The organism is Bradyrhizobium sp. Ash2021 (assembly GCF_031202265.1).
Lineage (GTDB): Bacteria > Pseudomonadota > Alphaproteobacteria > Rhizobiales > Xanthobacteraceae > Bradyrhizobium.
The window spans coordinates 3,803,303-3,825,246 of the sequence record NZ_CP100604.1; the positions used below are offsets into that span (position 1 = coordinate 3,803,303).

Annotated in this window: 23 protein-coding genes; all 23 read left to right on the forward strand. The window is 62.4% G+C overall.

Translation table 11 applies throughout. The features are described from left to right. The first annotated feature begins 19 nt into the window (after positions 1-19). The 23 genes from cobA (at position 20) to NL528_RS18105 (ending at position 21,941) form a co-directional block, all read left to right on the forward strand. Positions 20-814 (forward strand): uroporphyrinogen-III C-methyltransferase, encoded by a 795-nt coding sequence (gene cobA / locus NL528_RS17995; protein ID WP_309184032.1) that lies wholly within the window; start codon positions 20-22, stop codon positions 812-814. Then, positions 811-2,166 carry a cobyrinate a,c-diamide synthase gene (locus NL528_RS18000; RefSeq protein WP_309184033.1) on the forward strand — a complete coding sequence of 452 codons (1,356 nt, stop codon included), beginning with the start codon at positions 811-813 and terminating at the stop codon, positions 2,164-2,166. The genes cobA and NL528_RS18000 overlap by 4 nt, the downstream gene beginning before the upstream one ends. After that, the gene (gene bluB / locus NL528_RS18005) at positions 2,163-2,819 is read left to right on the forward strand and encodes a 5,6-dimethylbenzimidazole synthase (RefSeq protein WP_309184035.1); all 657 of its coding nucleotides are present in this window, start codon (positions 2,163-2,165) and stop codon (positions 2,817-2,819) included. Before NL528_RS18000 ends, bluB begins: the two co-directional genes overlap by 4 nt. A gap of 506 nt (positions 2,820-3,325) precedes the next feature. Continuing rightward, positions 3,326-4,642: an ABC transporter substrate-binding protein gene (locus tag NL528_RS18010; protein ID WP_375144059.1), complete on the forward strand. Its 1,317-nt coding sequence runs from the start codon at positions 3,326-3,328 to the stop codon at positions 4,640-4,642. 60 nt (positions 4,643-4,702) lie between these two features. Continuing rightward, positions 4,703-5,665, forward strand: coding sequence for a sugar ABC transporter permease (locus tag NL528_RS18015; protein ID WP_334407866.1), 963 nt, complete (start codon positions 4,703-4,705; stop codon positions 5,663-5,665). After that, entirely contained in the window at positions 5,662-6,615 is a 954-nt protein-coding gene (locus tag NL528_RS18020) for a carbohydrate ABC transporter permease (protein WP_309184037.1), read from the forward strand. The genes NL528_RS18015 and NL528_RS18020 overlap by 4 nt, the downstream gene beginning before the upstream one ends. Continuing rightward, positions 6,612-6,815 (forward strand): hypothetical protein, encoded by a 204-nt coding sequence (locus tag NL528_RS18025; RefSeq protein ID WP_309184038.1) that lies wholly within the window; start codon positions 6,612-6,614, stop codon positions 6,813-6,815. The genes NL528_RS18020 and NL528_RS18025 overlap by 4 nt, the downstream gene beginning before the upstream one ends. A gap of 5 nt (positions 6,816-6,820) precedes the next feature. Then, positions 6,821-7,915: an ABC transporter ATP-binding protein gene (locus NL528_RS18030; RefSeq protein WP_309184039.1), complete on the forward strand. Its 1,095-nt coding sequence runs from the start codon at positions 6,821-6,823 to the stop codon at positions 7,913-7,915. Further along, complete coding sequence (locus tag NL528_RS18035) at positions 7,908-8,942, forward strand: ABC transporter ATP-binding protein (protein ID WP_309184040.1); 1,035 nt, start codon at positions 7,908-7,910, stop codon at positions 8,940-8,942. Before NL528_RS18030 ends, NL528_RS18035 begins: the two co-directional genes overlap by 8 nt. Beyond that, on the forward strand, positions 8,939-9,553 hold the full coding sequence (gene dhaL / locus NL528_RS18040; RefSeq protein ID WP_309184041.1) for a dihydroxyacetone kinase subunit DhaL: 615 nt from the start codon (positions 8,939-8,941) through the stop codon (positions 9,551-9,553). The genes NL528_RS18035 and dhaL overlap by 4 nt, the downstream gene beginning before the upstream one ends. Further along, complete coding sequence (gene dhaM / locus NL528_RS18045) at positions 9,550-9,942, forward strand: dihydroxyacetone kinase phosphoryl donor subunit DhaM (protein ID WP_309184042.1); 393 nt, start codon at positions 9,550-9,552, stop codon at positions 9,940-9,942. Before dhaL ends, dhaM begins: the two co-directional genes overlap by 4 nt. 15 nt (positions 9,943-9,957) lie before the next feature. Beyond that, complete coding sequence (locus tag NL528_RS18050; protein WP_074281060.1) at positions 9,958-10,239, forward strand: HPr family phosphocarrier protein; 282 nt, start codon at positions 9,958-9,960, stop codon at positions 10,237-10,239. Next, entirely contained in the window at positions 10,229-11,839 is a 1,611-nt protein-coding gene (ptsP, locus tag NL528_RS18055; protein ID WP_309184043.1) for a phosphoenolpyruvate--protein phosphotransferase, read from the forward strand. Before NL528_RS18050 ends, ptsP begins: the two co-directional genes overlap by 11 nt. Next, a complete protein-coding gene (locus tag NL528_RS18060; protein WP_074281062.1) occupies positions 11,836-12,255 on the forward strand; it encodes a hypothetical protein in 420 nt (139 codons plus the stop codon). The genes ptsP and NL528_RS18060 overlap by 4 nt, the downstream gene beginning before the upstream one ends. Before the next feature lie 34 nt (positions 12,256-12,289). Next, positions 12,290-13,279, forward strand: coding sequence for a dihydroxyacetone kinase subunit DhaK (dhaK, locus tag NL528_RS18065; RefSeq protein WP_309184044.1), 990 nt, complete (start codon positions 12,290-12,292; stop codon positions 13,277-13,279). A 203-nt stretch (positions 13,280-13,482) separates the two neighbouring features. Beyond that, positions 13,483-14,148, forward strand: coding sequence for an HAD family hydrolase (locus NL528_RS18070; protein ID WP_309184045.1), 666 nt, complete (start codon positions 13,483-13,485; stop codon positions 14,146-14,148). After that, positions 14,148-15,101, forward strand: coding sequence for a sugar-binding transcriptional regulator (locus NL528_RS18075; protein WP_309184046.1), 954 nt, complete (start codon positions 14,148-14,150; stop codon positions 15,099-15,101). Before NL528_RS18070 ends, NL528_RS18075 begins: the two co-directional genes overlap by 1 nt. A gap of 202 nt (positions 15,102-15,303) precedes the next feature. Then, a complete protein-coding gene (locus NL528_RS18080) occupies positions 15,304-16,617 on the forward strand; it encodes a sugar ABC transporter substrate-binding protein (RefSeq protein ID WP_309184047.1) in 1,314 nt (437 codons plus the stop codon). An 81-nt stretch (positions 16,618-16,698) separates the two neighbouring features. Further along, the gene (locus tag NL528_RS18085; RefSeq protein WP_309184048.1) at positions 16,699-17,571 is read left to right on the forward strand and encodes a sugar ABC transporter permease; all 873 of its coding nucleotides are present in this window, start codon (positions 16,699-16,701) and stop codon (positions 17,569-17,571) included. Positions 17,572-17,574: 3 nt separating this feature from the next. Next, positions 17,575-18,405: a carbohydrate ABC transporter permease gene (locus tag NL528_RS18090; RefSeq protein WP_309184049.1), complete on the forward strand. Its 831-nt coding sequence runs from the start codon at positions 17,575-17,577 to the stop codon at positions 18,403-18,405. A gap of 17 nt (positions 18,406-18,422) precedes the next feature. Beyond that, positions 18,423-19,427, forward strand: coding sequence for an ABC transporter ATP-binding protein (locus NL528_RS18095; RefSeq protein WP_309184050.1), 1,005 nt, complete (start codon positions 18,423-18,425; stop codon positions 19,425-19,427). Positions 19,428-19,474: 47 nt separating this feature from the next. Continuing rightward, positions 19,475-20,248 (forward strand): SDR family NAD(P)-dependent oxidoreductase, encoded by a 774-nt coding sequence (locus tag NL528_RS18100; RefSeq protein ID WP_309184051.1) that lies wholly within the window; start codon positions 19,475-19,477, stop codon positions 20,246-20,248. 28 nt (positions 20,249-20,276) lie between these two features. After that, positions 20,277-21,941 (forward strand): FGGY-family carbohydrate kinase, encoded by a 1,665-nt coding sequence (locus tag NL528_RS18105; RefSeq protein ID WP_309184053.1) that lies wholly within the window; start codon positions 20,277-20,279, stop codon positions 21,939-21,941. Positions 21,942-21,944 lie beyond the last annotated feature (3 nt).

A 21,944-nucleotide genomic window follows, 5' to 3' on the forward strand; every position in this document is an offset into this window, starting at 1 on the left:
AACCTAGCACGATTTCGCCATGAAGCTGCTCGCCGACGGTCTCCCTGATTTCCCGGACTTTCCGCCTGGCGAAGTCTGGCTTGCAGGTGCGGGTCCCGGCGACCCCGGGCTTTTGACCTTGCACGCGTTGCATGCGCTGAGAGCGGCCGACGACATCGTTCACGATGCGCTGGTCGATCCACGCATCCTGCAACTCGCGGGCAACCAGGCCAAGCTGATCTTTGCCGGCAAGCGCGGCGGCAGACCTTCGTCTCAGCAGGCCGATATCAACGACCTTCTGATCGAGCGCGCCAGGATGGGGCGACGCGTGCTGCGCCTGAAGGGCGGCGACCCCTTTGTGTTCGGGCGGGGCGGAGAAGAAGCCTTGGCGCTGACGCGTGCCGGGCTTCGGTTCAGGATCATTCCCGGCATCACATCGGGGCTTGCCGCTGCAGCGCTGGCCGGCATTCCCGCGACAATGCGGGAGACCAACCACGCCGTTATCCTGGTGGCGGGAAGCCGGGCGGTGGACGACACGTCGGCGGCCGAGTGGGAGAAGCTGGCGAGCGCCGGGCAGCCGATCATCGTCTATATGCCGATGGCGAATCTGCCGGAGATCATGAGCGCGTTTGAACGCGGCGGCATGGCTCCCGATACGCCTGCCGTGATCATCAGCTCCTCGACGACACCGGAGGAACGGATTATCGAAACGCAGCTCGGGACGGCCGCCCGGGACGCCGCGATGCAAGGGGTCGACGCGCCCGCGATCGTGATCGTCGGTGCCATTGCGGAAATGAGGCAACGGCTTCTGGCGAATATGGTTGGCGCGCGATGAACTTTTCCCTCGGTCCGCCGGGCCTTATCATCGCGGCGCCGCGCTCGGGTGCCGGCAAGACAACGGTGACGCTCGGGCTGTTGCGGGCGCTTCGGCGTCGCGGCGGTGCCGTCCAGCCCTTCAAGTGCGGACCGGACTATATCGATCCGGCTTTTCACGAAATCGCCGCGGGCCGGCCGAGCTTCAATCTCGACAGCTGGGCAATGGGGGAGGAACTGATCGCAACCCTCGCGACCGAAGCGTCAACCGGCGCGACTATTTCCATTGCCGAGGGTGTGATGGGGCTGTTCGATGGCGCTGCGGCGCGGGGACGGTCCGGGACCGGCGCGACCGCCGATCTGGCGGCTCTCCTTGGGTGGCCGGTGGTGCTCGTGCTCGATGTCGCCGGCCAAACCGAGACGGCGGCAGCCGTCGCGCTCGGTTGTGCCCGATATCGGGACGACGTCGATATCGCCGGCGTGATCCTGAACCGCGTGGCGAGCAAGCGTCATTTCTCACTGGTGGCGCCGGCGTTCGACCGGATCAATATGCGGATCTTCGGTGCGATACTGCGCGACGACCGTCTCGCGCTGCCCGAGAGGCATCTCGGCCTGGTCCAGGCCGGCGAGATACCCGCGATCGACCAGCGTCTGGAAACGCTTGCAGATATCATTGGCGCTGCAATCGATCTCGATGCAATCGGGCAATCGGCGGGGCCCGCGAAGGCCGCCATCGCGATCCGCGAAGCGCAATCTGACGGAGTTCGATCGCGGCTGCAGCCGCCCGGGCAGCGCATCGCGCTCGCGCAGGACAGGGCATTTTCCTTCATGTATCCTCATGTCCTTCGGCAATGGCGGCACGCGGGCGCGGAGATCGTTCCGTTCTCGCCGCTGGCCGACGAGCCTCCCGATGCCACGGCGGATGCCGTCTGGTTGCCGGGCGGTTATCCAGAACTCCATGCCGGCGCGCTGGCATCCGCTCACAGCTTCCGGGAGGGTCTTCAGAAACTGGCCCGCCGCTCCATTCCCATCCACGGCGAGTGTGGTGGCCATATGGTGCTGGGGCGAGGCCTCGAGGATGCCGACGGCAACAGGCACGAAATGACCGGTCTGCTCGGACTCGAAACTTCCTTCGCGAAGCGCAGGCTGCACCTGGGCTATCGACGCGCGCGGCTTCGCGCAGCCTGCGCGCTGGGCGCGAAGGGCACGGAAGTGCTCGGCCATGAGTTCCACTACGCGAGCACGGTTTCGACGAGCGACGATCCGCTGGTCGATTGCTGGGATGCCGCCGGCGCGGAAGTTCCTGAACAAGGTGCCCGACAGGGCTCGACAACGGGCACGTTTTTGCACGTCATCGACCGGATCGCGATATGACCGAGACGCCCGATCGATCTCCGCGACCATTCGATGCCGCCTTTCGGCAGTCGCTCCGCGACCTCGTCCTCTGGCGCCGCGACGTTCGCCGGTTTCGCCGCGATCCCGTCGATTCGGCTTTGATTCACTCGCTGCTTGAACTCGCCTGCCACGCTCCGTCCGTTGGGCATTGCCAGCCCTGGAGGTTCGTGCTGGTCGAATCCGCCGAATGCCGGGAAGCGGTGAGGTCGAGCTTTGTTCGGGCCAACGCAAATGCGCTCGAAACCTATGACGGCGAACAGCGTGCGCGTTACGCCAGACTGAAACTTGAGGGGCTCGAAGATGCTCCGGTCCATCTTGCGGTCTTCGCCGACGAGGCGACGGAGGCGGGCAGTGGCCTGGGTCGTCAAACCATGCCGCAGACCCTTCGATATTCCGTTGTTGCCGCAATTCAGACCTTATGGCTTGCCGCCCGCGCCGAGGGACTTGGGCTTGGCTGGATTTCGATCCTCGAACCGGAGACGCTATGCCGGGTCCTCGAGGTGCCGGAATCCTGGACCCTGATCGCCTATCTCTGTATCGGCCGGCCGGTGGAGGAGCACCTCGATCCCGAACTCGAACGCTACAATTGGCAGGAACGTTTGAGTGCGCAGCGCCTGATATTCAAGCGCTGACGGATAACGCGGCGCTGTTGATCCTCTGCGAGATTGCAGGCGGCGCATTGCGACGGGTCAACTGCACGTCGGGTCTTCAAGAGAGTGATCTCGTTCGGAAAATCCCGCAAGTAGCGGGGCCGATCTTGCCCGAGGGTTCTGTTCGCAAAACGGGGTTGTGAAAGCGCTGCGGCGTGCGCTGGCGTTCGCCGCTATCACGCGTGGACACGCAGAGCAGTCCTATCTCATTTACTAAACAAGGGAAGTTTCCCTGCCGGATGTGAGTTGGTCCGCGTCGATGCAATAGTGGTTGCGCTGCAGCAATAACTTGGCTCGATGAAAAATCGATGGTGTCCATTGACAGTCATTGTGTTTAGTGAAAATCTGTAACTTAACAAAAACACTAAACACTCGCGCAGCGGTAATGAATGGCGGATTGATCTCCGCGCTCACGACTGCCGAACGGCGAGGACGGGAAGCGCAAGCAGGCAATCGCCTGCGACAACAGGGAGGTTGTGATGATCCAAATGGTACGTGCTTTGGGGGCGACCGCGGTTGTTGTCGCCTCCTGTCTTGGCAGTCAGGCCGTCGCCCAGACGAAGCAGTTAACGTTGTGCTGGGCGGCATGGGATCCGGCCAACGCTTTGGTGGAACTTTCGAAGGACTTCACCGCCAAGTCAGGCGTTCAGATGAAATACGAGTTCGTCCCATGGACGAGCTACGCCGACCGTTTCCTCAACGAACTCAATTCAAAGGGGAAACTTTGCGACCTCATCATCGGTGACAGCCAGTGGATTGGCGGTGCCGCCGAGAATGGTCACTACGTCAAGCTCAACGACTTCTTCGCCAAAGAAAAGATATCGATGGACGATTTCATGCCGGCCACCGTGGTCGGCTATTCGCAATGGCCGAAGAATACTCCGAACTATTGGGCGTTGCCGGCGATGGGCGATGCGATCGGGTGGACCTACCGCAAGGACTGGTTCGCCCGGCCGGAGATTCAGGCTGAGTTCAGGAAAAAGTACGAGCGCGATCTCAGCCCGCCCCAGACCTGGGATGAACTCAAGCAGATCGCCGAGTTCTTTCAGGGTCGAGAGATCGACGGCAAGAAGGTCTACGGAGCTTACATTTACACCGAGCGCGGCTCCGAAGGCATCACGATGGGCGTGACCAACGCGCTCTACGATTGGGGCTTCCAGTACGACGATCCCAAAAAGCCCTATCAGATGGAAGGCTTCGTCAACTCGCCCGATGCGGTCAAGGGACTGGAATTCTACAAGTCGCTTTACAAATGCTGCACCGCGCCGGGCATGAGCAATGCCTACATGTCCGAGGGGCTCGACGCCTTCAAGTCCGGTCAGGTCGCGATGCAGATGAACTTCTTCGCCTTCTTTCCCGGCCTCTACAAGGATCCCAATGTCGGCGGCGACAAGATCGGCTTCTTCGTCAACCCGAAGCAGAAGTTCCATTTCACCCAGCTCGGCGGGCAGGGGATCTCGGTCGTCTCCTACTCCGACCATAAGGACGACGCGCTCGCCTACATCAAATGGTTCGCGCAGCCCGACGTTCAGAAGAAGTGGTGGGCGCTGGGCGGCTATTCCTGCCACAAGGCCGTGCTCAACGACCCCAGCTTCCCCAAGAGCGCGCCGTTTGCCGCCGACTTCCTGAAGTCGATGGACATCGTCAAGGACTTCTGGGCCGAGCCTGCCTATGCGTCGCTGCTGCTCGATATGCAGAAGCGCGTCCATGACTACGTCGTGGCCGACAAGGGTACCGCAAAGGAGGCGCTCGACCTGCTGGTCAAGGATTGGCAGAAGGTGTTCAAGGACGAAGGTAAGATCTAACCTGACGCGTCGCAGGTCTCCCGGCCTCGGCCGGGAGACCCCCTAATCGTGTTCCGATCCGTGAACGACAGGTCTCAGATGAGCACTCTTGCAGAGCGGGCCGTGGCCCGGACCCCACGCCGGCTTGCGTTGCGGTTCGGCGGGATGTCCGACAGGGCCATTGCCTGGTTGTTCATAACGCCGTCGGTGCTGCTGCTGCTCGCGGTCAACATCTTCCCGCTGCTGTGGACGATCCAGCTGTCGTTCACGAACTACCGGGCCAATCGCCCGAATGCGGTGCTCCGATATGTCGGCCTCGACAACTACCGCGACATACTGACGGATCCCGAGGTGTGGCAGGCCATGCAGGCCACCGCTCATTTCGTGCTGTGGTCGATAGCGCTCGAACTAATACTCGGCTTTGGCCTGGCGCTCCTGATCAACCGCGGCTTCCGCGGCCACAGTTTCTGGACCACCATCATCCTGCTGCCGATGATGCTTTCGCCCGCGGTCGTCGGCAACTTCTGGACCTTTCTGCTGCAGCCGCAGATAGGGCTGTTCAACAGCGGGATCGCGCTGGTGACCGGGGTCGATCCGAGTTCGTTCCAGATGATCGGCGACGTCCGGTTGGCACCCTGGTCCATCATCATGGTCGATACCTGGATGTGGACACCCTATGTGATGCTGATCTGCCTCGCCGGTTTGCGCTCGATACCGGATTACATCTATGAGGCAGCCGAGGTCGATCGCGCATCCCCGTTGCGGCAATTCTGGTCCATCACGCTGCCGATGGTGATGCCGTTCGTGATGCTCGCCATCCTTTTTCGGGCGATCGAAAACTTCAAGATGTTCGACATGGTCAATCTGCTGACCTCGGGCGGGCCGGGATCCACCACGGAGGTCGCGTCGATCACCCTGAAACGCGAGGCGTTCGAAAAATGGCGGACCGGCTATTCGTCGGCCTTGGCCATTATTCTCTTCGTCACCGTCTTCGGTGCCGCCAATATCTATGTAAAGGCGCTTAACCGGGTGAAGCAACGATGAGCACGCCCGTCACCGCTCATTCAGTGGCCGAGCCATCGTCACGATCGAAGCTGATCGCTTCGTTGCTGGTCGTCACCTACGCGGTCATAACCATTCTACCGCTATTGTGGATCTTCCTCACCGGGTTCAAGACGCCGCCGGATTCGATCGCCTATCCACCCAAGGTCTTGTTCGAGCCTTCGGTGGAAGGCTACGTCAATTTGTTTACGACGCGCTCGCGACAGACACCTGAATTCCTGGCCACCTTGCCGCCGCCGCAAACCTGGTATGAGCGTCTCGTGCGCTCGCGTAACATGGTGATCGGCGGACCGTCGAAAGTGGTGCCGCGCTTCGTGAATTCCGTGGTGATCGGCTTCGGCTCGACCTTTCTCGCCGTCTGCTTCGGCACGATCGCCGCCTATGCGTTTTCGCGCTTTCGCGTGCCGCTTGCCGACGATTTGCTGTTCTTCATCCTGTCGACACGGATGATGCCGCCGATAGCGGTCGCGATCCCGATCTATCTGATGTTTCGGCACTTGGGACTAACCGATACCAAGCTCGGGATGATCCTGTTGTACACCGCCGTGAATGTCTCTCTGGCGGTATGGCTGTTGAAGGGATTCATGGATGAAATCCCGCGCGAGTACGAAGAGGCTGCGATGGTCGACGGCTACACACGGCTTCAGGCGTTCTTCAAGGTGGTTCTTCCGCAGGCGACGACCGGCATCGCGGCAACCGCGATCTTCTGCCTGATCTTCGCCTGGAACGAATACGCCTTCGCGGTTCTGCTCACCAGCGGCGATGCCCAAACGATGCCGCCCTTTATCCCCTTCATCATCGGCGAAGGTGGCCAGGATTGGCCCGCGGTGGCGGCTGCGACAACAATATTCTTCATCCCGATCCTTTGCTTCACCATCCTGTTGCGCCGCCATTTGCTGCGCGGCATTACCTTTGGGGCGGTGCGCAAATGACGGAAAGGATTGCACGATACATATCGAGATGGCCGCTCTGGCTCCGTCGCGGTCCCTGCGAGGCTGTGGCGATGGCGTTGATCGGCCTTGGCGTCGTGATGCTGATGCAGCCACTGTCGTTGAACCTGTACAGCTATTCCTTCGTGACGATCCTGGCCGGGACGCTCGGCTTCGTGATCGTCAGTCACTTTCCGGATTAGCCGCCATGGCAGAGATCAAACTCGAATCCGTTGCCAAGACGTTCGGAACATTCGCTGCCGTCAAGGGCGTGGACGTCACCGTCGATCACGGCTCGTTCTTCGTCATTTTGGGTCCCTCGGGTTGCGGCAAGACGACGACCTTGCGCATGATGGCGGGCCTCGAACTGCCGACGTCCGGCCGCATCCTGCTCGATGGCGAAGACGTGACGGTGCTGCCCGCGTCGGCGCGGGACATTGCCTTTGTGTTCCAGCTGTTTGCGCTCTACCCGCACATGAACGTGCGCCAGAATATTGCCTTTCCGCTGCGCTGCCAGAATTACCGGCGCGACGAGGTCAGACGAAGCGTCGAGGAAACGGCAAGATTGCTGAGAATAGATCATCTACTGGACCGCCGGGTCGGCGGCCTCTCCGGCGGCGACCGGCAGCGCGTTGCGCTCGGCCGCGCCATTGTGCGTCGGCCGAAGGCATTTCTCATGGACGAGCCGCTCGGCGCCCTCGATTCCGAGTTTCGCAAGTTGATGTGCGGTGAGCTGCGGGAATTGCACGACCGTATCGATGCGACAACGGTCTACATCACCCACGACCAGCTCGAGGCGATGGCGATGGCTGATGTTATCGCGATCATGAATCAGGGCCGCGTTGAACAAATCGGTACGCCTCAGGAGATTTACGATCGTCCCGCGTCGATGTTCGTTGCCGATTTCATCGGTGCCCCGCCGATGAGTTTTCTTGCTGTCAGGGCGTCGCTGCAGCGCGGCGCTCGCAGTATCGAGGTGGACGGCGTGCCGCTCGAAATGCCCCAACTGTTCGAAGATCGTGCCGAGGGCTCTCTCGCACTCGGCGTGAGACCCGAGAACGTGTCGTTCGCAGATAGCGCGGGCTTGCGCGGTCGCGTGATCGGCGCCGAATATCTCGGTACGACGCAGATCGTCACGGTGACGACGGCCAACGGTCAAATCAAGGCGCGGCTGCCGTCAGGCAACGCGGTCCGAATTGGCGAAACGGTCGGGCTTGCGCTGCGTCCGGACAAACTATCGCTGTTCGACGCGGTCAGCGGCCGGGCGCTCTCGTCGGCGCTTTATGGAGGGCTCCATGGCTGAGGTCGCACTGCTCGATGTCGGCAAGAGCTACGGCGCCGTCGAAGCGGTCCGTGGTCTCTCGCTCTCGGTCGCGCATGGTGAGTTTGTCGTGCTGCTTGGTCCGACCGGCGCCGGGAAGACGACGACGCTGCGGTTGATCGCCGGCCTGGAGCGGCCCGATCAAGGCCATGTGGTGATCCAGGGCCGCGACGTGACCAGGGAAGTTCCGGCCGAACGCGACGTCGCGTTCGTCTTTCAGCAATATTCGCTTTATCCACATCTGACGGTCTACGACAATCTGGCTTTCCCCCTGCGTTCTCCGGCCCGGCGCGTCGACGAGAAGACGATACGCCGCAGGGTTCAGCAGATATCGGAGCTGCTTCACATTGAACACAAGCTCGATAACCGGGCCACCGCGCTTTCCGGCGGCGAAATGCAGCGGGTCGCCATCGGCAGGGCGCTGGTGCGTGAACCAGCCGTCTATCTGATGGACGAGCCGCTCTCTTCGCTGGATGCAAAACTTCGGGCCGAATTACGCCTCGAGCTCAAGCGCATCCAGCGCGAATTGGGAACGACGATTCTCTACGTGACGCATGACCAGATCGAAGCGATGACCATGGCGGACCGGATCGGCGTGATGAACGAGGGATTACTCATACAGCTTGGTACGCCGCGAGAGATCTATGAACGGCCCAACAGTGCCTATGTGGCGGGCCGGTTGGGTACACCGGTCATCAACCTCATTCCAGCCGGGCTTCTGGGCGGACCGGTGCCGCCGCAGGTGGAGACGGTGGGATTAAGGACCGAGCATATCCGCATCTCGACCGCGGACGGCCCCGGACCACGCGCACAGGTGCATTGGGTCGAACATCTCGGCGATCAAAACCACGTTCACCTCAAGCTCGCGACCCATTCGCTGGTGACGCTTGCCGATCCTGTCCAGCCACTCAAGGCGGGGGATCAGGTTTCACTCGAATTCGAGTCCCCGCTTTATTTCGATCAGGCCGGTCGCCGAATCGGCGCCGAAGGATTGCGGGGGCATGCATGATGATCGACCGCGAGGCTCGCAAATTGTTGTTTGAAACGGTGGCGCAGCGTGTCATTGCCAGCGCCGAAGAATTAACTGATCTCGATCGCGCAATCGGCGACGGCGATCACGGGGCCAACATGCGCCGCGGTTTTGAAGCCGTGCTGGCGGCGGTTGATGAGCTCTCCGCGAAAAACCTCGGCGAATCCCTGAAGGGCGTCGGCACCACTCTCGTCATGAAAGTCGGCGGCGCATCAGGTCCGCTTTACGGCACGCTTTTCATGTCGCTCGGCAAGACGCTGGATGACGAGGTGACGTGTGAGCGGGTTGCCGATGCGTTTGCCACAGCCATCGATGCGGTCAGGGCGCGGGGCAAGTCCGATGTCGGGCAAAAGACCATGCTCGACGTGCTTTTTCCGGTGCTCGCAGTTCTGCGCGAAGGCGGCACAGAACTCCCGGTGCGCCTGAAGGCCGTAGCCAAGGCTGCGTCCGAGGAGACTATACCAATGCGGGCGATTCGCGGGCGTGCGTCGTTTCTGGGCGAGCGCAGCGTAGGTCACATGGATCCGGGGGCACGATCCTCGGCGCTGATCGTCGACGCGGTCGCAGACGTCATGGAAGGATTGGCATGAGCGAAAATGTTGGAATCGTCATTGTGTCGCACTCGGCGGACGTAGCGCGGGGCACCGCGCTGATGGTCGAGCAAATGGTCGGCCATGAAGTGCCGCTCGGCTGGTGCGGCGGCGATCCGGGCGGCGGGCTCGGCACCAGCGTCGAGGCGATCATGGCGGCGATCGAGCGGGCGTGGTCGGAGCGAGGCGTTGCCATTCTGGTCGATCTCGGCGGCGCAGAAACCAATAGCGAGATGGCGATCGAGATGTTGCCCGAGGAGCGCCGCGCCCGTGTCGTGGTTTGCAACGCGCCAGTTGTCGAGGGCGCCGTCATGGCGGCGACCGAAGCGGCTTCGGGGGCTTCGCTTGAAGCGGTGCGTCAAACCGCCGAAGAACTGACGCCGGTCTGATGCAGGGCAAGGGTGATGAATAAACACAAGGCATCAGTGCTTATGCGGCATGAGGTGGGGCTCCATGCTCGCCCGTCGGTCAAGTTGACCAAGCTCGCAAAGGCGTTTGAATCGCGCATTGACCTTGGCCTGTCGCCGGACGGTCCCTGGGTCGATGCCAAGAGCATCGTCAAGGTGATGGCGACCAGGGCACCAAAGGATTCGACGATTTATTTTCGCGCGGAGGGGGCCGATGCGAAGGCCGCGCTGGAGGCGCTCGTGACGCTTGTCGACGGAGATTTTCAGGATGGACGATAGAACGCACCGGGCTGCTCATCGCATCGAGGGACGGTCCGCCGCCCCTGGACTGGCGTTGGGACCGCTCGTGCGCCTGATTTCGGTGCAACATGAAGTCCATCAATACCGCTCTGCGGCGGAGGAGCATCGGGCCCTTGTCGATGCGCTCGCGGCGTCGCAGGAAGACCTCGGCGCGCTCTCGCGCCAGGCGGGCGACGATGAAGCGGAAGCCATTCTCGCCTTCCAGATGGCGCTGCTCGAGGACGACAGCCTTGTCGCGCCGGCGCTGGCGCGGATCGACGCCGGCGATGGCGCGGGTCAGGCCTGGAGCGCGGCGATCGATCCGGAAATCGCGTCGTATGATGCGGCCGAAGATCCCTATTTCCGCGCGCGCGCGTCTGATTTGCGCGATCTGCGGGATCGGGTGCTGCGGCATCTTGCAGGTGAGGCAGATCAGACCGTGCCATCAGGCGTCATCCTCGCCGCCGACGATATGCCGCCTTCCACCTTTCTGGCCACGGATTGGCGCGGTGGCGGGTTGGTCTTGCGCCGCGGAAGCCCCAGCAGCCATGTTGCCATTCTCGCCAGGTCGCGCGGCGTCCCGATGATTGTTGGGGTAGACGTCGATCGTCTCGAACAGGGCACCGACGCACTGCTCGATGCGGATGCCGGGCTTCTGATCGTCGATCCCGACACCAATATGCGAGCCGGCTTCAGTCTACGCCGTGCCGAGCAGTCGAAGGCTCGACAGGCCGCGGCGTCATTCAGCGGTCCGGCGCTAACCGCGACCGGCGAATTGGTTCGGGTCATGATCAATGTGACCGGCCTTGCCGAGCTCAGCGTACTCGATCCTGCGGAGGTCGACGGGATCGGCTTGATGCGGACCGAGTTTCTGTTCCAGGGCCGTGAAAAACTCCCAACCGAGGAAGAGCAATATCGGATCTACAGGCGCATGCTTGAATGGGCAGCGGGTAAGCCCGTGACGATCCGCACGCTCGACGCTGGCGGCGACAAGCCGATCGCTGGCTTGACGCAGCCTGGAGATATGAACCCATTTCTAGGTGTGCGCGGTGTGCGGCTGTCGTTGCGGTACCCGGACGTCTTTCGCGCGCAGTTGCGAGCGTTGGCCCGTGCCGCCGTCGCGGGGAATCTCAAGGTGATGATTCCAATGATAACGGTGCCCGAGGAACTCGACCGCTGCCGCGCGCTGTTCGAGCAGGCCTGCGACGAATTGCTTCGCGAGGGCCAAAAAGCGCAGATGCCGCCGCTCGGCATGATGGTCGAGGTGCCGGCAGCAGCGCTGACCATCGAAGACTTCAACGCCGACTTCTTTTCCATCGGCAGCAACGATCTCATCCAGTATGTGGCGGCGGCGAGCCGGGACGAACCGCAGCTCGCCGACCTCTCGCGTCCCTCGCGAGCGGTGTTCAACCTGATCCGGCATGTCGTGGATCATGCCAACCGCTCCGGCCGCGAAGCGAGCTTGTGCGGCGATCTGGCCGGCGATCCCGCGCAAGTCGCGGCGCTCCTGGATCAAGGCTTGCGCGTCCTTTCGGTGACGCCGGGAGCGCTTGGCGCCGTCAAGGCGGCGATTGCCAATTATGCCGGCTCTGCCGCATGAGCGCGGACGTAACGCCAGCGGCGTCGCAGGATCTGATCGCGGCGTACAAGGCCGTCCTTCGCGATGTGCTCGACCGGCGGCCGTCGGGCATGCGCCAGCGTTTGGCCGAAGCACTCGGCAAGAACCGCAGCTTCATCACTCAAATTGCCAACCCGGCCTATCAAACGCCGATCCCGGCGCAGCACGTCCATGCCATCATTCAGGTCTGCCACTTCTCGGCGCAGGAGAGGGACCGCTTTCTCGAAGCCTATCACCGCGCGCATCCGCGCCGGCTGCTGCTTCTGAAGGAGCGCGAGCGCAGCCGACGGCTCACATTGATGCTGCCCGATCTCGGTTCAGAGCAGAAGAACCACAAGCTTGACTCGCTGTTGAGCGAGTTCGCGGAAAAAGTCGCACGGCTGATCGAGGACACCTGACGCCGAAGCGAAGCGCAAAACGGGGAGGGTTAGGATGAAGAAGCTGATCAATGCCGTCGACGACGTGGTGACTGAAAGCCTTGCCGGGTTCTGTGCGGCGCATTCCGACATCGTGCGCATCGGCGAACAAGCGCCGTTCGTGCAGCGCCGGCGTCTGACAAAGGGCAAGGTTGCCCTGGTGTCGGGTGGCGGCTCCGGACATGAGCCGCTTCACGGCGGATTCGTCGGGCAGGGAATGCTGGATGCCGCATGTCCCGGTCAGGTGTTTACCTCGCCGACACCCGATCTTATCCTCGCCGCGGCCGAGGCCGCGGACACCGGTGGCGGCGTATTGTTCATCGTCAAGAATTATGAAGGCGACGTCATGAACTTCGACATGGCGCGCGAGATGTCCGGGAAATCGATTGCGACCGTCGTTACCGATGACGATGTCGCGGTGGAGGCCTCGACTTTTTCGACGGGACGACGCGGCGTTGCCGGCACGCTGATCGTGGAAAAGATCGTGGGCGCGGCTGCCGAAGAGGGGCGCGACCTGGCTTCCCTGAAGGCACTTGGCGACCGCGTCAACGCGGCCACCCGCTCGATCGGAATCGCGCTGACGAGCTGCACGGTTCCGGCCGCCGGCAAGCCAACCTTCGACATCGCCGAAGACGAAATGGAGATCGGGGTAGGCATCCATGGCGAGCCGGGGCGCCGCCGGGTGAAATTGAAGCCGGCTGCCGAAATAGCGGCCGACATGGTCCATGCCATCACGGCTGATCTGGGCGAGCGCGCACGCGGCGAAGCCATCCTGTTAATCAACGGCTTTGGAGCGACGCCTTTGTCGGAACTCTATTTGATGTACGACGCCGTGCGCCAACGGCTCGAGCCCGCCGGTCTGATTGTGGCGCGATCGCTGGTGGGCAATTTCGTCACATCGCTCGACATGGCAGGTTGTTCAACGACCGTATCGATCCTCGATGACGAGATGAAGCGCCTCTGGGACGCGCCGGTCCATACGCCGGCTTTGCGTTGGGGAATGTAGCTTCCCGCCAAATACGCTCGGACCGTGTACTCCCATGGCGCGGTCGCGGACCTCGCCCGTGCCCGGTAGCTTGTCGCAAGCGACATGGCGCACGCTGGAATCGGACGCGGGAGTTCGGTTTTGAGGGGCTCAATCTATCCCCCAATATGAGGGTTATTGCCCATTCTATGAGTATATGCTCTCATGGATGGGGAAAACTAGCGATGTTCCGGCCCGATCTGATCATTTTCGACTGCGACGGCGTGCTGGTCGATAGCGAGATGCTGAGCTGCCGCTGCCTTTCGGAAGCGCTGGCGGGCTATGGCATCGATCTTGGTGTGGATCAGGCACTTGACCTGTTCCTCGGACGGAATCTGAGTGCGGTATTCGAACATTACGAAGCGTTGGGATGCACGATCCCCGAGCAATTTGCAGCCGAATTGAAAACGGGGGTTCGCACGGCGTTTGTTTCCTCACTTTGTGCGATTGAGGGGGTGAATTCGGTGCTGGCGGACCTGCAAATCCCGCATTGCGTTGCTTCGTCCAGCGATGTCGATCGGGTGGCGTTCTCGCTTTCCCTGACCGGCCTCGCGCCGCATTTCGACGCGCACCTCTATACCTCGCAGATGGTGAGGCGCGGCAAGCCGGCGCCCGATCTCTTCCTTTACGCAGCCGAAAGGATGCGGGCGGATCCGCACCGCACCCTCGTGATTGAGGACAGCGTTAGCGGCGTCAGGGCCGGCAAGGCGGCCGGCATGACGGTTTGGGGATTTGTCGGAGGCAGCCACTATCAATCGCGTGACGGCAAGGCCATTCTCCGCGAAGCGGGGGCCGATCGCGTGTTCGGACGAATGGCTGATTTCTGGCGAACGGAACGGCAAGCAGACTGATGGCAGCATCCGACAACGAGAAATCGCGTCTCGACGAAGCCGCGCGTGCGGGCTGGCTGTATTTCATCGCCGGCCACACCCAGGATGAAATTGCCAAGATGCTGCAGGTCTCTCGCGCCTCGGCCCAGCGCCTGGTTTCACTCTGCCTCGCCGAGCGCCTGATCACATTCCGGCTCGAGCATCCGATCGCGGCGTGCATGGAGTTAGCCGCGCAGCTCAAGGACTTGTTTCATCTTGCGTATTGCGAAGTGGTGCCGACCGACCCGGCCGCGCCGCTCTCGTCCGCCGGAATTGCCGAACGCGCCGCCAACATCCTGGAAACGACGCTGCGCACCGAAAAGCCGACGATCGTGGCGCTTGGTACCGGCAGGGCGGTGCGGGCTGCCGTTGAGCGCGTGTCCCCGATCGACTGCCCGAACCACCAGATCGTGTCGCTGGTCGGAAATATCTCGGCCGATGGCTCGGCCAGCTTTTTCGACACGGTCGGCCGTCTCGCGGACCGGACCAAGGCGCGCCATTATCCGATGCCGCTGCCGTTTCTGATGTCCTCCGAGCGCGAGCGCGACCAGATGCTCAAGATCGATCCGATCGCCAAGGTGAGAGCGGTCGCCGCCAAGGCTGACCTGCGGCTGGTCGGGGTAGGGCAGATGGATCAGCAGGCGCAAGTCCATGTCGATGGCTTCGTCTCGCGCGAAGAACTGCTAGAGATGATGCGGCTCGGTGCCGTCGGCGAATTGACCGGATGGGCATTCGACGCGGAGGGCCGAATCATCAACGGCGGGACCAACCTCCGTCTCACCAGCATTCCACCGCGGGTACCGGCGCGGGCGCTGACCATCGGCGCGGCGGTCGGGCGTGCCAAGGTTTCGGCGATCAGGGCGGCGCTGAAGGGGCGGCTCCTCAACGGGCTGATCACCGACGAGGCGACGGCAGGCGCCATCCTCAAGCCGTAGCGAACTGGCCGGTCCTTCAAGGCTGTCACGCCGACGCGGGGTTGCCCGCGGGCCGATCCGGCGCGTGCCCGTATTCGAGCATCTCCTCCAGCCCGCTGGTTTGGTGCCGAAGTGCGATTCCGATCCTTGACAACCCTGGGACTCGGTGTGAACATAATTGCAAAGCGTGAGCATATGCTCAACGCCAATAAGGGAGGTTACCGTGAAGCACGTCCTCAGCGCCCTCCTGGGCGCGGCTACCTTGTTGGGTGCAGCCCCTTCCATCGCCCAGACAACCCTGACCATCGCCACCGTGAACAATGGCGACATGATCCGGATGCAGGGGCTGACCAACGAATTCACCGCCAAAAACCCCGAGATTTCCGTGAAGTGGGTGACCCTCGAAGAGAACGTCCTGCGCCAGCGCGTCACAACCGATATCGCGACCAAGGGCGGGCAGTTCGACGTGCTGACCATCGGCACCTATGAGGTGCCGATCTGGGCCAAGAAGAACTGGCTCATTCCGCTCGACAATCTCGGAGCCGATTACGATACCGCGGACCTGCTGCCCAAGATCCGTGATGCCGTGTCGGTATCGGGCAAGCTCTATGCCGCACCGTTCTACGGCGAGAGTTCGATGGTGATGTACCGGACCGACCTGTTCCAGAAGGCCGGCTTGACGATGCCGGAAAAGCCGACCTGGGACTTCGTGATCGATGCGGCGAAGAAGCTCACCGACAAATCGGCCGGCGTCTACGGCATCTGCCTGCGGGGCAAGGCGGGTTGGGGCGAGAACATGGCGTTCCTGACCGCGATGTCCAATTCGTTCGGCGCGCGCTGGTTCGATGAGAAATGGCAGCCGCAGTTCGACAAACCGGAGTGGAAGAAGACGCTCTCGACCTATGTCGATCTGATGAAGGCCGCAGGCCCTCCCGGCGCAAGCTCGAACGGTTTCAATGAAAACCTGGCGCTGTTCAACTCCGGCAAATGCGGGATGTGGATCGACGCCACGGTGGCGGCGTCCTTTGTCACCAACCCGAAGGATTCGACGGTTGCCGACAAGGTAGGCTTTGCGCTCGCCCCGAATGCGGGACTGGGCAAGAACGCCAACTGGCTGTGGGCATGGAACCTCGCCATCCCCGCGGGCTCAAAGAAGACGGCGGCTGCGGAAAAATTCATCGCCTGGGCGACCAGCAAGGACTACACCCAGCTCGTCGCCAAGAAGGAGGGGTGGGCCAACGTGCCGCCCGGCACCCGAACCTCGCTCTACCAGAATCCGGAGTATCTGAAGGTCGCTCCCTTCGCCAAGCTGACGCTGGCGTCGATCGACGCCGCCGATCCGAACAAGCCGAGTGTGCAGCCGGTGCCTTACGTCGGCGTGCAATACGCGGCCATTCCGGAATTCCAGGGCATCGGCACCAGCGTCGGCCAGCAATTCTCGGCGGCGTTGTCGGGTGCTTCGACCGTCGATGCGGCGCTCGCCGCCGCGCAGTCGGCCACCGAGCGTGAAATGAAGCGGGCCGGCTATATCAAGTAGCGCGCCGCACCCATCCAGGCTGCCGTCAGGCAAGGACTGACGGCAGCCGCATCTCCCTTCAAGCGATAACAGGAGGCGGCGATGGCAACGCAGCAAACCCAGGTCCTCGGTAGGGCCCTGCTGACGCCGGCCGTCGCATTGCTGTTCATCTGGATGATCGTCCCGCTCGCGATGACGATCTATTTTTCGACGCTGCACTACAGCCTGCTCGACTCGGAAACCTGGAGCTTCGTCGGGCTGGAGAATTTTCGATATTTTCTCACCGACCCGGCTTTTCTGACCGCGCTGCGGAACACGCTGGTGCTGGTCGGTTCGGTGCTCGCGATCACCATCCTGCTCGGCACGCCGCTGGCGCTGCTGCTCGACCAGCAGGTGATCGGCCGCAGCATCGTCCGCCTGATGGTGATCGCGCCGTTCTTTGTGATGCCGACCGTCAGCGCGCTGGTCTGGAAGAACCTCTTGATGCACCCGGTGTCCGGACTGTTCGCCTGGCTCGCGACACTGGTGGGAGCGACGCCGATCGACTGGTTCAACGATGCGCCCCTGCTCGCGGTGATCCTGATCGTGGCCTGGCAATGGCTGCCGTTTGCCACCCTCATCCTGCTGACGGCGCTGCAGTCCCAGGATGAGGAGCAGAAGGAAGCGGCCGAGATGGATGGCGCAAGCGCGCTTTCGACCTTCATCTATCTTACTTTGCCGCACCTGGCGCGGCCGATCACCGTCGTCATCCTGATCGAAACGATATTCCTGCTGACGGTTTTTGCCGAGATCTTCGTCACCACCGGCGGCGGCCCGGGCCTGCAGACCACCAATATCGCGTTCCTGATCTACTCGCAGGCGCTGATCCAGTACGACATCGGCAACGCCTCGGCCGGCGGACTGGTGGCGGTCGTGATCGCCAATATCGTCGCGTTCTTCCTGGTGCGGATCGTCGGGCGGAATCTGGAGGCATAGGCCATGGCGCGCAAGGTGACTGCGAGACGCGTATGGGTGTCCACGGCTGCCGCGTGGCTGTTCGGATTTATGATTTTTCTCCCCATCCTGTGGATGGTCCTGACCAGTTTCAAGACTGAGCTCGATGCGTTCGCTATGCCGCCGAAATTCCTGGTGTTCCACTGGACCACGGAGAACTATGCGACGGTGCAGCAGCGCAGCGATTATATTCATCATGCGCTCAATTCGATCATCGTTGCCGGCGGGTCGACACTGATTGCGATGATCATTGCCATTCCGGCCGCGTGGTCGATGGCGTTCGCGCCGACCAAGCGCACCAAGGACGTTCTGCTCTGGATGCTCTCGACCAAGATGATGCCGTCGGTCGGCGTGCTGGTTCCGATCTATCTGATCTTCCGGGATTTCGGCATGCTTGATACGCGCGCCGGTCTCGTCATGATCCTGTGCCTCGGCAACCTGCCGATCGTGATCTGGATGCTCTTTACCTATTTCAAGGAAATTCCCAAGGATATCCTCGAAGCGGCGCGGATGGACGGAGCGACCATCGGGCGCGAGCTGATTTACGTGCTGACGCCAATGGCCGTTCCCGGGCTCGCCTCGACGCTGCTGCTCAATTTCATCCTGGCGTGGAACGAGGCGTTCTGGACGCTGAACCTTTCGACGCTGGATGCAGCGCCGCTCACGGTATTCATCGCATCCTATTCGAGTCCCGAGGGCCTGTTCTGGGCCAAATTGTCAGCCGCCTCGACGCTCGCCATTGCGCCGATCATCATCCTCGGATGGTTCACGCAGCGGCAACTCGTCCGCGGGCTCACCTTCGGCGCCGTCAAATAGCAAAGGGATCAGGGATCATGGGCCAGATCACGCTGCAGGGAGTCCGCAAATCGTTCGGGCCGGTCAACATCATCAAGGATGCCAATCTGGATATCGACAACGGCTCCTTCGTGGTCTTCGTCGGGCCATCCGGCTGCGGCAAGACCACGCTCTTGCGCCTGATCGCCGGACTGGAGGATGTCACCGGCGGTCAAATCCTGATCGACGGCAAGAATGTGGTGGACGTGCCTCCGGCGAAGCGCGGGCTGTCGATGGTGTTCCAGTCCTATGCGCTCTATCCGCATATGAGCGTGCGCGGCAACATCGCGTTCGGCCTGAAGATGGCCGGCCTGCCGCGCCCGGACATCGACCGCAAGGTCGAGGCGGCCGCCGCCACCTTGAACCTGACGCCCTATCTGGACCGCAAGCCGCGCGAGCTTTCCGGCGGCCAGCGTCAGCGCGTCGCAATAGGGCGCGCGATCGTGCGCGAGCCGAAGGCGTTTCTGTTCGACGAGCCCTTGTCAAATCTCGATGCGGCACTGCGGGTCCAGATGCGTCTGGAAGTCACCAAATTGCAGAAGCAACTCGGCACCACCGCCGTCTACGTCACCCACGACCAGGTCGAGGCTATGACCATGGCCGACAAGATTGTCGTACTCAACGCGGGCAACATCGAACAATACGGCTCGCCGCTGGAGTTGTACGAGCGGCCGGCAAACCTGTTCGTCGCCGGCTTCATTGGTTCGCCGAAGATGAATTTTGTGCCCGGCGAGGCAGTCGGCGAGCCCGGCGTCGCCACGCTCGGCGTCAGGCCCGAGCATCTGAAAATCGGCAAGGAGGGGGAAGGCTGGCCCGGGACCGTGTCGGTCGCCGAGCATCTGGGCAGCGACACCTTCCTCTACGTCGACGCCGGCAAGCTTGGGATGCTGACGGCGCGATGCATCGGAGAGTTCAGCCTGAAAGCTGGCGACCGTGTGTGGCTTTCGCCCGATCCAGCCCGCCTGCATCGCTTCGACAAGGATGGCGCCGTCATCGGGACATGAGCGGTCGGCGCGCTACGCCACGATAAGCAAACAGGAAAAACAACAAGATGTATCTGGAAAAATTCAAGCTGGACCGGAAAACGGCCGTGGTGACGGGCGCCGGCCAGGGAATCGGACTGGCCTGCGCGGAAGCGCTGGCGGAGGCGGGAGCGAAAGTCGTGATCGCCGATCGTGACCCCCAGCTTGCCGACGCCGGGCGTACAAGCCTGAGGGCAAAAGGCCTGGATGCCGAAATCGTCATCATGGACGTAACCGACTCGCGCGGCGTTTCCGAGGTCGCCGGCCAGTTGGCGTCCCGCTATGGCGGCATCGATATCCTGGTCAACAACGCCGGCATCGCACGAAGCGAGACGCCGGCCGAGAAGGTTGCCGACGAACATTGGCTGAACGTCATCGACGTCAATCTCAACGGCACATTCTGGTGCTGCCGCGCCTTCGGCAAACTCATGCTGGACGCCAGGTCGGGTTCCATTGTGAACATCGGGTCGATGTCCGGCTTCATCGTCAACAAACCGCAGGAGCAATGCTACTACAACGCCTCCAAGGCCGCGGTGCACCATCTCACCAAGTCGCTCGCGGCCGAGTGGGGCGGGCGCGGCGTGCGCGTCAACGCCGTGGCGCCGACTTACATCGCAACCCCTCTCAATGCATTCGTCAAAAACAGCCCGCAGATGTACGATGCCTGGATCGGCGGCACGCCGATGGCCCGGATGGGGGAGGTCGACGAGATTGCGTCCGTCGTCCTGTTTCTGGCGTCCGACGCCGCCAGCCTGATGACCGGGAGCGTTGTCCTCGTCGACGGAGGTTATACGTGCTGGTGAGCTGGCGCTGATCTGAAGCGGGGTTGCAATGCAGCAGGCCTTCGTCGGCATCGATGTCGGAACATCAAGCGCGCGCGCCGGGATATTTGACGAGAACGGAAGTCTGCTTGCGAGCGCCCGCCATCCGATCACGGTGTGGCACGAGGCGGGCAGCGTCGCCGAGCAGTCGTCTTCCGAGATCTGGGCCGCCTGTGCGGCCTCGGTCCGCGCGGCTATGGCGGAAGCAGGACTTCCTGCTTCCGCAGTCAGGGGTGTCGGTTTCGACGCGACCTGCTCGCTTGTGGTCGTGGATGCCGCCGGCAACCCGCTGACGGTAAGCGCATCCGGCGACATCAGGCGAAATGTCATCGTGTGGATGGACCACCGCGCGATTGCCGAGGCCCGCCGGGTCAACGAGACGCGGGACGACGTGCTCCGCTATGTCGGCGGCTCGATCTCGCCGGAAATGGAAATTCCAAAACTGCTTTGGCTGAAGCGGTACCTTCCATCGACCTATCAGGCAGCGGGGCATTTCTTCGACCTCGCTGATTACCTTTCGTTTCGCGCGACCGGATCGACCGCGCGCTCGATGTGTACGCTGGCGTGCAAATGGAATTATCTCGCCCACGAACGGCGGTGGAGCGGCAGCTATTTGGAGTGCGTCGGTCTTGGCGATCTAGCCGCGGACAAATATGCGAGAATTGGAAGCGTGATCGTTGCGGCCGGCACGCCGCTCGGCGCCGGCCTGACCAAATCCGCCGCGAGCGATTTCGGCCTGCTCGAGGGAACGCCGGTCGGCGCCTCGCTGATCGACGCTCACGCCGGCGGCGTCGGCACGATCGGCGGGCAGGGAAAATCGGGTGAAGAGGTCGATGTGTGTCGTCGCCTTGCTTACATCATGGGGACCTCGGCCTGCATCATGGCAACGACACGTGAGCCGTGCTTCGTGCCCGGTGTCTGGGGTCCCTATCATTCAGGAATGGTTCCCGGGTTCTGGCTCAACGAAGGCGGGCAGTCCGCCGCCGGCGCGGCGATCGACCATCTGGTCAGGTCCCATCCTGCGTATGATGAGACCGTCGCAACGGCGCGCGCGGCTGCGATGGAAGTTCCGGAATTTCTCGAGCGGCGCATCGTCTCGCGCGTGACAGGTCCCGGCGAAGCGGCATTCTTTGCCCGTGACATCCACGTACTGCCCGAGTTTCTCGGAAACCGGTCACCGTTCGCTGATCCTGACGCGCGTGCGGTCCTCGTCGGAATGGACCTCGATGCCGACATCGGCTCGATGGAGCGGCTGTTCGTGGCCGGGCTCTGCGGGCTTGCCTACGGACTCGCGGATGTTGTGGACGCCTTTCGATCGCACGGCGTCGAAAGCGACATGATGGTGATCAGCGGCGGCGCCGGACGAAGTCCGCTGGTCCGCCAGATCATGGCGGATACGACCGGCCTGACCGTTGCCGTCCCCGGAACGCAAGAGCCCGTCCTGCTCGGCGCCGCGATGCTGGGCGCCGTTGCGGCGAAGTCTCGCGGGTCGATCGGCGATGCCATGGCTTCGATGTCGGCGATCGGCAGGCTCAGCGAATCCACGGCGCCAGGGGTGGCGTCCTTCCATCGCACCAAGCGAAAGGTTCACGGGCTGATGCGCAGACTTGATTCTGAAAGCCGCGAGGCGATGCAGGGGATCGCATCGAACGCCGGACTTGACGCGAAGAGCTAGAAC

What these genes read in the sequence shown, in the direction of transcription:
- cobA (WP_309184032.1), top strand. Translation starts at nt 20, where the DNA reads ATGAAGCTGCTCGCCGACGGTCTCCCTGATTTCCCGGACTTTCCGCCT.
- NL528_RS18000 (WP_309184033.1), top strand. Translation starts at nt 811, where the DNA reads ATGAACTTTTCCCTCGGTCCGCCGGGCCTTATCATCGCGGCGCCGCGC.
- bluB (WP_309184035.1), top strand. Translation starts at nt 2,163, where the DNA reads ATGACCGAGACGCCCGATCGATCTCCGCGACCATTCGATGCCGCCTTT.
- NL528_RS18010 (WP_375144059.1), top strand. Translation starts at nt 3,326, where the DNA reads ATGGTACGTGCTTTGGGGGCGACCGCGGTTGTTGTCGCCTCCTGTCTT.
- NL528_RS18020 (WP_309184037.1), top strand. Translation starts at nt 5,662, where the DNA reads ATGAGCACGCCCGTCACCGCTCATTCAGTGGCCGAGCCATCGTCACGA.
- NL528_RS18025 (WP_309184038.1), top strand. Translation starts at nt 6,612, where the DNA reads ATGACGGAAAGGATTGCACGATACATATCGAGATGGCCGCTCTGGCTC.
- NL528_RS18030 (WP_309184039.1), top strand. Translation starts at nt 6,821, where the DNA reads ATGGCAGAGATCAAACTCGAATCCGTTGCCAAGACGTTCGGAACATTC.
- NL528_RS18035 (WP_309184040.1), top strand. Translation starts at nt 7,908, where the DNA reads ATGGCTGAGGTCGCACTGCTCGATGTCGGCAAGAGCTACGGCGCCGTC.
- dhaL (WP_309184041.1), top strand. Translation starts at nt 8,939, where the DNA reads ATGATGATCGACCGCGAGGCTCGCAAATTGTTGTTTGAAACGGTGGCG.
- dhaM (WP_309184042.1), top strand. Translation starts at nt 9,550, where the DNA reads ATGAGCGAAAATGTTGGAATCGTCATTGTGTCGCACTCGGCGGACGTA.
- NL528_RS18050 (WP_074281060.1), top strand. Translation starts at nt 9,958, where the DNA reads ATGAATAAACACAAGGCATCAGTGCTTATGCGGCATGAGGTGGGGCTC.
- ptsP (WP_309184043.1), top strand. Translation starts at nt 10,229, where the DNA reads ATGGACGATAGAACGCACCGGGCTGCTCATCGCATCGAGGGACGGTCC.
- NL528_RS18060 (WP_074281062.1), top strand. Translation starts at nt 11,836, where the DNA reads ATGAGCGCGGACGTAACGCCAGCGGCGTCGCAGGATCTGATCGCGGCG.
- dhaK (WP_309184044.1), top strand. Translation starts at nt 12,290, where the DNA reads ATGAAGAAGCTGATCAATGCCGTCGACGACGTGGTGACTGAAAGCCTT.
- NL528_RS18070 (WP_309184045.1), top strand. Translation starts at nt 13,483, where the DNA reads ATGTTCCGGCCCGATCTGATCATTTTCGACTGCGACGGCGTGCTGGTC.
- NL528_RS18075 (WP_309184046.1), top strand. Translation starts at nt 14,148, where the DNA reads ATGGCAGCATCCGACAACGAGAAATCGCGTCTCGACGAAGCCGCGCGT.
- NL528_RS18085 (WP_309184048.1), top strand. Translation starts at nt 16,699, where the DNA reads ATGGCAACGCAGCAAACCCAGGTCCTCGGTAGGGCCCTGCTGACGCCG.
- NL528_RS18090 (WP_309184049.1), top strand. Translation starts at nt 17,575, where the DNA reads ATGGCGCGCAAGGTGACTGCGAGACGCGTATGGGTGTCCACGGCTGCC.
- NL528_RS18095 (WP_309184050.1), top strand. Translation starts at nt 18,423, where the DNA reads ATGGGCCAGATCACGCTGCAGGGAGTCCGCAAATCGTTCGGGCCGGTC.
- NL528_RS18100 (WP_309184051.1), top strand. Translation starts at nt 19,475, where the DNA reads ATGTATCTGGAAAAATTCAAGCTGGACCGGAAAACGGCCGTGGTGACG.
- NL528_RS18105 (WP_309184053.1), top strand. Translation starts at nt 20,277, where the DNA reads ATGCAGCAGGCCTTCGTCGGCATCGATGTCGGAACATCAAGCGCGCGC.